Here is an 11561-nt window from a genome sequence, read left to right on the forward strand (position 1 = left end):
GTAGGTACGTGCGTATTACCATCAAGGCCACGGCCCGCGTGCCGATAGACAGGTCGGATACATAGTAGCGACTTCAAGGTTCCAAGTAAAAACTCTCTTGCGAAATGCAGGCGGTCCATACATATGGTCCTCTGCTAGCCATTCCTGACGTGTAGCCACGTGTCTATTACCGACATTGACACTGATATGAAATCTAGCCCGTCTCAGCAAACTCTCAACTTCAGCGCAGGGGTCTCATCGGTTTAACGTTCTCGCAATTTCCGATTGTGTGCATTTCCAACAGGCCTGAGGTGTGAACGGCAACCCACTTTAGCCGGGTCCATGTACCCAGTGCGGACGTAGCTGACATTATCATTTTCCAGCGGCAGCAACTGATTTGGTTGTCTTTCTTGCCACCGAAAAATAACTGGACGCTCCTTTATAAACGTTTTCAGTGTCAATAATCTGAAAATTCTCGGCCGCAACCAGTTCGTCTAAATCGGAACTTTTCAGCCTTCTTATCGGCACTGGGATTATTCCAGTCTTTAGCAGCACCCGCATAAGTAAAATTTGAAGGCCAACCAAGAACGACATTTTCCCCGCCAAACAAGGCGTAACAGAAATAAATAATCCCCCAGGCTTCAATAACTCAAGTATTCTCTGCACAACTCTCTGGGGATCAGGAACTGTGTGCAGCATATTGAAAGTCAGAATTACGTCAAAAGACCTTTGTTGGTATCTTTCATCAAAGATGTCACCCTGTGCGAAGTTTACATTTTCTATGTTGCTAGTGATCGCTTTATCTTCAGCGATTTCAACCATTCTCGACGAGATATCAATCGCGTGAATTTCTTTCACATAGCTGGAAAGTTCGCAGGCGGTAGTGCCTGTCCCACATCCATAATCCAAAACAACATCGGTATCCTTGAGGTGTTTTTTTGCGTTTTTCCTGACCCTTCTATGAATGAACTCAAATCGTTCCTCAGTTTTGTCATAATTGCCGGCGGTTTTGTCCCAAAACTCTTTCGGTTTACTCATATTGCAATCTATCTGTTTTACAAAAACTGGGTTGGTTTTCACGGTGATACGGCTAGGCATAAAACTATGTGTGTCCATTAGCTTTGTTAAATTTTTGAGGTGTGATCCTCTCCAGATTGGCGAGCAATCATATGAAGGTTTCAATTGCGTATCGTAAACGGCCGGTGACAAAACATCCCTTTCATAGGTATAATAAGTATACACTAATGCTAGGTAAATTGACTATTTTTGTTGGTTTAGTATACGATAACATATGAACTGGCAGGCAATATCCTTCGATTGGAACCAACTGAGAGCATTTCTAGCAACCGCTAAAGAGGGCTCATTCAGTGCTGCAGCACGTGTGCTAAACACAACCCAGCCAACGATAAGTAGGCAACTGTCTGCTCTTGAGGCATCGCTAGGCGTAAGTTTGTTGGAAAGTAATGTGAGGGGGCAAACGCTTACAGCGGCCGGCCAAGAACTGCTGGACCATGCACAAATGATGGGAGAGGCCGCGACCCTCATTTCCATGGTAGCGGATCGTCAGTCACAGGAAGTATCTGGAGAGGTTGCTTTAGCAGCAACAGATCTTATGTCTGCGGCGATACTGCCAGGCATTCTATCTTCGCTGCGGGAAAGTGCGCCGGGCATCACAATTCGCATAAAAGAGTCGAATAATATTCTGAACCTAATGCGGCGTGAGGCAGATATATCTATCCGACACATGCAGCCGACCGAACCGGAGCTCATTGCGCGGCACGTTGGGGACTTACGAGCCAATTTATACGCTTCATGTGCTTATCTTGACAAAGAAGGGCGACCTCGCACATTGCGTGAGGTGGCTGACCACACCTTTATTGGCATTCCGGATCCGGAACACTTGATTGCTTCGATGCATAACCTTGGTATTCCACTTCGAGCCGAGAACTTTGCAATTCAACCAGATTCCAGCATGGTCACCTGGGAAATGGTAAAGGTTGGTCACGGTGTTTCAATGTTGCCCGAAGTCTTGGGCGAAGTTGAACCGATGGTGGAGAAGGTGTTCGCTGAAGCACCTTCGTTTGAATATCCGATTTGGCTTGTTACACACAAAGAACTTCAAACTAGCCCACGGATTAGAGCTGTGTTTGATTTCCTAGCGAACCAACTTGGGGAAATCGCGCGAATTCGTAGCTAGCAAAATTGATAGATTTGGGCTCTGAATGCCCCTTATCTTATCGGGCGCTCCACATAATTATATACTGAGAAGAGCTTTCCAGAGAGAGCGTAGTCTTATCCGCAAAGACTGGCTCAACCCATGATGGAACCACCTGAGTGGCTGCTTGTGGCCCGAAATTCTAGCCATTCCTGACGCATCGCGCGTGACCATTTGCACCCGTTCAAGGTTTTCCTTGAGTACCCTCGGTAGAGCATGCCTTCAACTTCAAGTGGGTCTTCATCTAACTTACCGATTAAGGCTGCAGGCACCAATTTGCAGAGGCACGAGAAACGTCTCGCGGAATTTTCTGTCGTTCTCTGCACTATAAGAACTCGTGTAAGTGAGGGGGGCTCCGCTGGCCTGGTGGGGCATAAGCCGTCATTCAAACGTTTCTATTGAGGGTTGAGGCTAAATCAGAGAGATGATGCAGTAGAGTTCTATAGGGGGAGCTCTTTTCACACTAATAATTTCTTAAATACCGAACGAACGAGCCAATGCCAAAAAGAGTGGTAAGGAGCTTACTTTAACGTTGGCAGTGATAAGCTGGGGAGAGTTTGCCTCGACAGTGAAAGTCAATCCTTATCACAGTTTTGAGGGTCGTATGAAGTTGTTGCGTGACATTTAGCGTCTTTCCGCAAGCGTTGAGCATCTTTCAGTTTCGGGATGGAAGGGGATCACAAGTATCCTCGGCCAGTCCGAGAGGCACGCTGCCAGCCTTGATATCTATGATTGGGGTTGGTTTGAATCCACTTTCGGACAGCACTTATCCTCTTGAAATTACTAGATGATGAACTCATTCTGTGCAGTATTTTGCATCAGTTGAAGTCTAAAGCCAAACCTCCTTGCCTTAGTTCGTCCAAAGATTTACCGGCGCAGCTGGGGATTCGGGTGTCTAATGTTCCATTGTCGTTTACCGAGAGCTGTACTGGGTTGTTGCCCAGTGGCTTGTAGAACGGGGTGTCATCTTCAGTGCCATCGATGTAGAACACCACATGGCCGCCCTCTCGGTTTACAGTGTTCTCTAATGGACAGATTACAACATCAGGCGCATCGCCGAATATACCCGCCGTTGCACTCATTGAAAGAAAAAGCACGCCAACAAAAATTGCAGAACCATGTAGTGTCACAGGCATTAATCTCTCCGATCGTTTCAAACCGAGAATTACTCAGTGAACCATGCTGCCAATTGCTCTTCTAAGTGCTAAGAAATCAAATAAATTTCAACTTTGATTAACAGGTCGTTAATTGATAGAAAGTAAAATCAATGGCGTATACTTGTTAAATATTAATTTTGATTAAGAGTACTTATTGTTTTGCTTTTCTATTCGCTGTATCGATGGCGTTGTAGATACATGTTAACTTGAATAATTTAGCCGAATATGTGCTTCGTCTAGAAAGCAGCTGTCTTCTTCTTAAGGTGGTAAAGGCAAGAATAACAATGGTGTTGTAGCACCGTGATAAGGCACAGATAGCAAGCCAAAACGATTGTGTTCAGCAACCTTCGATGACTGGTGTTCTCCGATGCTAAGACTTCGAGTATATCTCGCTTCCGCATGTGTACTTCTTCTGGGCCTCGCCTCGTGTGGCGAGGAGCCTCAAACGAGCGTGTCTGAGGTTGTTCGGCCTGTCAAAACCTTTGAAGTCTTGACACCGGAATCCGGCGGAAAACGCTCTTTCCCTGCCCGCATTGAATCTCAAAGACGTGCTGAAGTATCGTTCCGCGTTCCCGGTACGATTGTTGAACTTCCGGTTAAGGAAGGAGAAGCGATTGAACAAGGGGAGATCATTGCGCAGTTGGACTCCACTGATTTTGAGTTGGTTGTGCAGGAGCGAGAAGCAGAACTTTTTCGGGCGGACAGAGATTTTGAACGTATCAAACCTTTGGCAGAAAGGGGTTTTTCTACGGTCAGAGAGAGGGATCGCAGGGAATACAACCTGAAGAGTGCAAAAGCATCGCTGGATATGGCCAAACAGGATTTGGCTTACACCACTTTGAAAGCCCCCTTTGGCGGACGTATAGCCAAACGGCTCGTCGAGAATTATGAAGAGGTTCAGGCGAAAGAGGTCATCATCGAGCTTAGGGACCTTAAAGCGCTGGAAGTGAAATTCGATGTCCCCGAGCAGATCATGCTTCTGGTCAGGGAGGCCTCCGAAGAGTTAAAAGAAACGCGCATAGAACCGGATGTAATCGTATTTTTTGATGCGGTCCCCAACAACCGATATGCGCTGGAATTCAAGGAAGTTGCAGCCACTGCCGACCCTGCAACGCGTACTTTTGAAGCGACCTACATCATGCCCACGCCGGAAGACATCAATGCTTTACCCGGCATGACAGCAAACGTTGTCATCGATCTAACAAAATACATTAAGGCCGCCAATGTTACCTTCATTCCCTCCGAAGCAGTGATGTCTACAAATGACCTTGAGCCGCATGTCTGGATTGTCAACGCTGAGAGTCGGGCATTGGAAAAACGCCACATCAAGGTTGGTGATCTTCGCGGCAACCAGATCGCTGTGACGGATGGACTTGAGCCAGGAGATCGCATTGTGACCGCGGGCGTTCCGTTTTTGGTTGAGGGGATGAAGGTCAGTTTAATGAGCACGCGAGAGCAGGCTGAGGAGCGACCGGAGGATGTGAGTATTCGAAAGTCGGCGGAAGAGAAAGCGCAGTCTTCGCAAACACCGGCAGCTAGTGGTGAAGACGAGAAGCGAGAATAAATAAGGCCAAGGATACTCCTATGGATATTGGCGGTTACTCGGTAAAAAACAGAGTTGTTTCTTGGCTCCTCATCATTGTGCTGGTCGGTGGTGGTATTCTTGGCTTTGATGAGATGGGGAAGCTGGAAGACCCCAACTTTACGATTAAAGAAGCGAAGATAATTACCACTTATCCGGGGGCTACGGCGCAGCAAACACAAGAAGAAGTCACCTACCACATCGAAGATGCGGTCCAAAAACTCCCTCAGCTCAAACGTATAAAGATGTCGATCTCCCGGCCCGGATATTCTGATATCCAGATCCAGTTTAAAGATGAATACACGACTGAGCAGTTTCCCAACATTTACGATGAACTGCGCCGGAAGATTGCAGATGTAAGGTACAAGCTTCCTCCCGGTGTTGGAGAGCCGGTAACCGTGGATGACTTTGCAGATGTTTATGGCATCTATCTTGCTATTTCTGGCATGGGGTATACCTACCGCGATCTGAAGGATGTGGCTGAAACTCTTCAACGACAACTCGTTCTTGTTCCCGGTGTACGAAAGATCGTTATTGGCGGTGCGCAGCAGGAGGTCGTCTATATCGAGATCTCACGCGCTCGTCTTGGCGAACTCGGCCTTTCTGCAGAACGTATCTCGGAGTTGCTTTCATCGCAGAATATTGTTGCAGATGCAGGCAGCGTTCGAGTTGGGGATGAATACATTCGCATTTCGCCAACGGGGGAGTTTAACTCTGTTGCAGAGATCAGCGGCTTGCTCATCAGCTCGGAGGATGAAGGAGCCGATAAAAAGGCTGTCTACTTAGGCGACATAGCAACCATTACTCGTGCCTATGAAGAACAACCTTCAAAGATGGTCTATTTCAACGGACTGCCCTCGCTGACCCTTGGCATTTCGATGTTACCTGGTCAGAACGTGGTCAACACCGGCAAGGCGATCAACGAGAAATTTGAAGAGCTTGTCGAAACGATACCAATCGGTATCGAAGGCCATATCATCTACAACCAGCCAGAAGCGGTGAATCAATCCGTCAGCGGATTCATCGTCAATGTGGGTGAAGCGATTGTCATCGTCATTGTTGTTCTTTTGCTTTTTATGGGGCTCAGAACCGGTCTCATAATCGGCGCAGTGCTGCTGATCACCGTGGCCGGAACGCTGTGGTTCATGCAGCTGTTTAATATTGAGCTACAGCGGGTCTCGTTGGGAGCTCTGGTCATTGCTTTGGGTATGCTTGTCGATAATGCAATCGTGATTGCAGAGGGTATGCTCATTCGTATCAAAGCAGGTATGAAGGCGGCAAAAGCTGCAAGCGAAGTGGTTTCCAGCAATGCAATGGCTCTTCTGGGTGGGACGGTAATCGGCATCCTTGCATTTTCCGCTATCGGGCTTTCTCAAACCAGCACAGGGGAGTTTGCACGTTCGTTATTCTACGTCATTCTTATATCACTTTCCCTAAGCTGGATAACCGCAGTCAGCACCACACCGTTGCTGTGCGCGCTCTTTCTAAGGCCAGATAAAAAGGCGGAGGAAAGCGAAGAAAAAGACCCATATGCCGGCAGGGTTTATATGAGTTATAGAAGCGTTCTGGAAACCGCCATTCGGTTCCGCTGGGTTACGGTTTCAGCTGCTTTCAGTTTGTTTTTGGCGGCATTGGTCGGGTTTGGTTACGTGCCACAGGCTTTTTTTCCCAACTCCAATACGCCGATGTTTTTCGTTGATGTCTGGGAGGTTGAGGGAACCGACATTCGTAAAACCCGCGACGATACCCTCAAAGTCGCGGAGTTTGTGCGCAACCAGGCGGGGGTAACGCAAACCACATCCTTGATTGGCGGCGGTGATGCGCGGTTCTCTTTGGTTTATGAGCCGAAGGAAAACAGTCCGGCCTACGCACAGATCATTGTTCAAACAGAGACCCGCGATCAGATACCGGACGTCTGGGCCGCCACTCAAAAGTTCATGTTTGAGGAAATGCCGCAGCTCGATCCAATTATCAAACCGCTGCGTATTGGGCCCGGCCGGGATGGAAAAATCGAGGCGCGCTTCCACGGAACAGACCCTGTTCTTCTGCGAAATCTGGCAGGAGAGGCCATGCGTATCATGAGGGCTGATGAAGATTCCAAGGATGTGCGAACGGACTGGCGTCAACCACAAAAGCTCATCAAACCCATATTCAACGAACAGGTCGCACGCCAGTTAGGTATCAACCGGCAGGATTTATCAGTGGCATTAGCGCAGGCCTTTGAGGGGAGTCAGGTCGGGATTTACAGAGACGGGACGCGCCTCCTTCCTATCGTCGTTCGCCCACCAGAGGCGGAGAGAAAAGACGTTTCTCATATTCGCGATGTTGAAGTCTGGAGCCCGGTCTTGCAAAGATCCGTTCCAGTGCAACAGGTGGTAAACCGCTTTGATACGGTTTGGGAAGAGACTGTTATTCGGGGCCGAAACCGAATGCAAACTATAATCGCTTCAGCCAATCCGAAAGGGGAGTTGGCGACGCCGTTGTTCAACCGCATCAAAGGGGACGTCGAAGCGATTGAATTGCCTCCCGGCTATTCGTTCAGCTGGGGCGGGGAATATGAAGATTCAGCTGAGGCGCAGGCGGGTATCTATGGTGCCCTGCCAGCTGGTTTTGCTCTGATGATTGTCACCTCTATCCTGCTGTTTGGTTCCGTACGTCAACCACTCATCATCTGGCTGACGGTCCCTTTGGCCATCATCGGCATAACGGCTGGCTTACTCGCTATGAACGGCAGTTTTGACTTCATGTCACTCCTCGGCGCTTTGAGCCTGATAGGCTTGCTCATCAAGAATGCCATTGTGCTCATTGAAGAAATAGATCAGCAGGCCGAAACAAAAGACCTTTACCTTGCTATTGTGGATTCCTGCGTTAGCAGAATGCGGCCTGTCGCTATGGCCGCAGCCACTACGGTTCTTGGCCTTATTCCGCTCTTGCAGGATGCCTTCTTTGTCAACATGGCCATGACCATCATGGGCGGCCTGAGCTTCGCAACGGTGCTCACCTTGATCGTGGTCCCGGTGCTCTACGCAATCCTGTTTAACGTCAAAAACCCCGGACAAGAAAAGCCCCATCTTGCCGGAGCAAGCATATGAGAACAGTCACAAGCAGGCGTTGTCACGGAAACTTCGGCACCAAATTAATGTGTTAACGATTGGTCAGTTGAGTAAATCCATATCGCCCATAAGAGCTATTGTAGAAGCCTTCGAGTGAGCGTGTCTCAACCCATGATGGAAGCGCTTCAATGGCCGCTTGAGGCCCGTGCGATCACTCTGGATACCTCAATATTAAGTATTTGCGGCCTCATTCATTTGCCTGATAAAGCTGGAAATTTGTGTCACGTCTCCTTCAAGGAAATGCGAAGGGGCACTTAGCACAAACTCCTGTACTGCTCTTGTAAAGTGTGCCTGATCGTAAAAACCAGCCTCTGTAGCAAGCTGTGACAGTGGAAGTTTTTCTCCTGAAAGTACAACTGATACAAAATAATTAAACTGAGTTACACGGCAGAAATACTTCGGCGGCACTCCCACTACTTTTTTAAATCGGCTTAGAAAAGTTCTTTCAGCGGTGCCAATTCTCTTAGTTAGCTCCCTCAGTTTAACATCTCCGCGGGCTTCTTCGATGATGCTTACAGCCTCAGAAACAAAACGGGGTGCGTAACTAGCTCTGAGGGCTTGCTCTTTCAAAGCAATTTCAAAGCATCTCAGATAGCTTTCTGTACTCTCAACCTCAGCAAGCTCGGCGTCCAACTTTCTTGCAAATTCAGGAGCCAGAGCGCTCACCCGTACTGTCTTATTGATAAGCTCATCACCTAAAATACCAAAGAGCTCATAAAGCCCGGTTGCTGTGAATTCCGCAAGGATGTGACCAATGTACCCATTCCAGTGAACACTGGCATTCGTCCTATATAACTGGCCGCTAAAATGCGTAACCGGCGGGGCCAGTTGCGGGACGACGATATCTCTGACGCAGACACTCCCAATCCCTTTCCATATATGCCCAAGCAAAGGATATCCCGTAGGAGGGGATTGAATGGTGAGTTCACCAACCTGCTGATCAGCAATATGAAAGCCTCTGATGTAACGCGTTAAATCGGGAGGTGGAGGGAATTTGAAGTATACGCTCATCTTGTGTGCTCATCCATCTGCCGTTTTTTACAAGACGTCTCATTCAGGTGCCGATAAAACGTGTCTAAGCATTAGAACCCTTTGAGCTCGTTGAATGCTCTTATCATCCAAAGTCTAACCATACGAACGCCTACGATAACCGAAGAGTTTTCTAGGCAATACAACTTCTGACTTTTGCATCAGTCATCAACTCACTTGCCACTACAAAAGATCAACTCCTAAATTTTGAGGTGATAGATGAAACACGTCATGTCACTTCTTGCTTTAGCAGTGTTGTTTTCCTCTTCGGTGGAACACTCAGCTGCGCAAGATAAGGTGAAAATTCGCTCTTGTTCACCAGAGCTGAAAAGTAAAATTATAGATGCATTCCAAGAGTTTAAGTTTATAGCACGGGAAAAGCAGAAAGAACTTACGGCCTGCATGGATAATGCCTATCTAGTAGAGCATAGCAGGCAATCGCCCAGCAACATTGTTGGATACATGGACCGTGCCAAAATCACCAAAATTAAGTGTAGGAACCTTTCTGGAAGCACAAATGCTAGCGCACATCGGGTTTATGCAAAACGTGGTGTATTTGAAATGGATCGCGATTTCATACGCGGTAACTCGCCGCGCCGTATTGCCAGCGTGATGGCGCATGAGATGATGCATAACAATGGTCTGAATCACCGTGCAAACGACTTCGGATCCATCTACTACAAAAACACTGTCCCAGAGCAGATTGAAGCTTGCTACTTGAGAGGCAAACCAAACCCATGGTCAGGGCCTGGAAAAGATAGATATGTCGCAAAGGACATGATCGGTTTCGCACTTGATGGCGAAAATAATTACAACTTTGCCTGGAGTAAAGACGGTACAGTCACAGCTGGCTCATCGGCTCGCATCCATAACTATCGGCATCCTTATAGATACAAACTAGCCCCGGGGTATCGTTGGCATGGCAATGGACGGCGAGAATAACTGGAGTTTTGCCTGGTACAAAAGGCTACGTCAGCGCAGGAAGCAGTGACGACTTAGACAAGCATCGCAAACCATACAAATACACTCTGGCTCCTGGTTACACACCTGCGGATGTTGCTGGCATGGGCGTTGATGGTGAAAATAACCTGAATTTTGTCTGGTACAAAGACGGATTTGTCAGCGCCGGAATCAGCGATGATCTCAACAAGCACCGCCCCCCAAAACGTGTAATTACCGGGCGCTGAACCGTTCATCTTAGCGAAACAAGTTATCTTAAGAAATTGGAGGCTGCTATGAGCAGACTATTTGCACTCGCCTTATCTATTTTCCTCTGCATGGACATTTCAACGAGCAACGCTGCTAAACTCGCGGTCATTAAGGAGTTCGACTACGGAACCGTTAAAGGCATAGCACTAACGAGTTACGACTACCATTTTTCAGAAGGTTATGTGGTTGCTGTGTTAGATGAAAGCAACAACCTGCGTATCGTCACGTGGAAAAGTAGTGAATCAACACCCTTAGGCACCAGCAGCATTCGCGATACTGAGATTGCTACCAGTATAGCGATCGCAAAAGTGGCAGGTCGCAGTTTTGTTACTCCCATAAGAGATAGCAACGGGAACCTGCAGGTTATCCTATGGACCATCTCCGGGGATGGGATGATTATCAATCGCGTTTCCCATTTAACTGGCCCTGAGATAACTGAAGTCACAGCAACCGAAGCAAATGGCGCAGCACTCATTGCTGCCCGGCGCCCGAATGGTCAGGCATTTGCCGTTATGGCGTTCCTAGAAGGCAATGTGCTCACTTTGTCAGATGAAGTCAATTTCAATAACGCAAGTAATCTTGCCCTTTCAAAAGGAGTAACAAATATACTTGCCAGAAGAAACAAAGATGGCAACTTACGTTTGACGCAAATTCTTCATAGTGGCGCATTTTCGCCGTATGGCGGAGCGTCAAATGGTGGTCTTGAAATTCAAGACGTCGACGTGACCGCAATTATTGATGTAGTAGCTGGACGTTGGGTGACTATCTCTGGGAACGGAAGTATTTCCAAACTCATTGAATGGCGCAAAACGAACGCTGCAATTCCTGGTGAGTTCGAACAGTATGCACAGTTAGAAATCTATCCAGACATCGGATCCACAACGCAGGCGGTAGTCAAATCGATTCCAACTGGAAAACTTATCACGGGTCAAATCGGAGCATATGGTAACTGTGAAGACCCTATTTACAGTCCCCACTTCTGTGCTTGGATTAGTCTTTGGGATCTAAATGATGATGGTTTTCAGCTATTAAGAAACCAATCAGTTATTGGCGAATTTACGCAGATCGAAACAACAGAGATATCCAAAGTATCTACTTTTGACAGTCGATTTGTTGTCGCCTTTGTTGAGGCAGATGGGAACCTGAAAATTGTTCCCCATCGAAGCCTTATGGACAGATCGGTTAATTTGAATAAGGGAGTGTTTTGGCTCATGATCATGAGATTAGGAGTGAACAATGGGGCACAACACACGGACCGCCAGCGCTGCAGCTGAGAA

9 protein-coding genes are annotated in these 11561 nt (G+C 47.7%); 6 read left to right on the forward strand and 3 right to left on the reverse strand.

The genetic code is table 11. The features are described from left to right. Positions 1–351: 351 nt before the first annotated feature. Entirely contained in the window at positions 352–1077 is a 726-nt protein-coding gene (locus PsAD46_RS06315) for a class I SAM-dependent methyltransferase (RefSeq protein ID WP_206599614.1), read from the reverse strand. Positions 1078–1270: 193 nt separating this feature from the next. Here PsAD46_RS06315 and PsAD46_RS06320 point away from each other — a divergent pair, with 193 nt between their 5' ends. Beyond that, positions 1271–2176, forward strand: a complete 906-nt coding sequence (locus tag PsAD46_RS06320) for a LysR family transcriptional regulator (protein ID WP_063306409.1) — start codon at positions 1271–1273, stop codon at positions 2174–2176. Positions 2177–3012: 836 nt separating this feature from the next. Here PsAD46_RS06320 and PsAD46_RS06325 read toward each other — a convergent pair. Beyond that, positions 3013–3330 (reverse strand): hypothetical protein, encoded by a 318-nt coding sequence (locus PsAD46_RS06325; RefSeq protein WP_063306410.1) that lies wholly within the window; start codon positions 3328–3330, stop codon positions 3013–3015. Between the two features lie 388 nt (positions 3331–3718). Here PsAD46_RS06325 and PsAD46_RS06330 point away from each other — a divergent pair, with 388 nt between their 5' ends. Further along, a complete protein-coding gene (locus PsAD46_RS06330; protein ID WP_084404353.1) occupies positions 3719–4915 on the forward strand; it encodes an efflux RND transporter periplasmic adaptor subunit in 1197 nt (398 codons plus the stop codon). A 20-nt stretch (positions 4916–4935) separates the two neighbouring features. Then, positions 4936–8025: an efflux RND transporter permease subunit gene (locus tag PsAD46_RS06335; RefSeq protein WP_063306412.1), complete on the forward strand. Its 3090-nt coding sequence runs from the start codon at positions 4936–4938 to the stop codon at positions 8023–8025. Between the two features lie 192 nt (positions 8026–8217). On the opposite strand, the gene PsAD46_RS06340 is transcribed toward PsAD46_RS06335, so the two are convergent. Next, positions 8218–9057: a helix-turn-helix domain-containing protein gene (locus PsAD46_RS06340; protein WP_063306413.1), complete on the reverse strand. Its 840-nt coding sequence runs from the start codon at positions 9055–9057 to the stop codon at positions 8218–8220. A 237-nt stretch (positions 9058–9294) separates the two neighbouring features. Between PsAD46_RS06340 and PsAD46_RS06345 the strand changes: the two genes are divergently transcribed. From PsAD46_RS06345 to PsAD46_RS06355, 3 genes are read left to right on the forward strand one after another with little or no spacing between them, the layout of a single operon-like run. Beyond that, the gene (locus PsAD46_RS06345) at positions 9295–10017 is read left to right on the forward strand and encodes a hypothetical protein (protein WP_063306414.1); all 723 of its coding nucleotides are present in this window, start codon (positions 9295–9297) and stop codon (positions 10015–10017) included. A gap of 8 nt (positions 10018–10025) precedes the next feature. Then, positions 10026–10262, forward strand: a complete 237-nt coding sequence (locus tag PsAD46_RS06350) for a hypothetical protein (RefSeq protein WP_063306415.1) — start codon at positions 10026–10028, stop codon at positions 10260–10262. A gap of 48 nt (positions 10263–10310) precedes the next feature. Continuing rightward, positions 10311–11558: a hypothetical protein gene (locus tag PsAD46_RS06355; protein WP_063306416.1), complete on the forward strand. Its 1248-nt coding sequence runs from the start codon at positions 10311–10313 to the stop codon at positions 11556–11558. Positions 11559–11561 lie beyond the last annotated feature (3 nt).

The organism is Pseudovibrio sp. Ad46, from assembly GCF_001623065.1.
GTDB lineage: Bacteria > Pseudomonadota > Alphaproteobacteria > Rhizobiales > Stappiaceae > Pseudovibrio.